Source organism: Vibrio sp. bablab_jr001, from assembly GCF_016464285.1.
Taxonomy (GTDB): Bacteria; Pseudomonadota; Gammaproteobacteria; order Enterobacterales; family Vibrionaceae; genus Vibrio; species Vibrio fluvialis.
The window spans coordinates 1-331 of record NZ_JACDWZ010000111.1; the positions used below are offsets into that span (position 1 = coordinate 1).

General features: G+C 47.4%; 1 protein-coding gene. It reads right to left on the bottom strand.

Annotation, left to right across the window (positions count from 1 at the left end; translation table 11 throughout):
• Nucleotides 1–331, bottom strand: a 331-nt coding sequence (locus tag JIG40_RS21660; RefSeq protein ID WP_244662711.1) for an EF-Tu/IF-2/RF-3 family GTPase, incomplete at both ends; no start/stop codon positions are given.

Sequence of the window (331 nt, forward strand, 5' to 3'; positions counted from 1 at the left end):
AGACAGTACGTATACTTCTGATTCGAACTTAGTGTGTGGAGTGATTGAACCTGGTTTAGCCAGTACTTGACCACGTTCTACTTCATCACGCTTAGTACCACGTAGTAGTGCACCAACGTTCTCACCTGCACGACCTTCGTCTAGCAGTTTACGGAACATTTCTACACCAGTACATGTAGTGGTTGTAGTGTCGTGGATACCAACGATTGCTACTTCATCACCTACACGTAGGATACCGCGCTCGATACGGCCAGTTACTACTGTACCACGACCTTGGATTGAGAATACGTCTTCGATTGGCATCAGGAACGGCATGTCTACTGCACGCTCT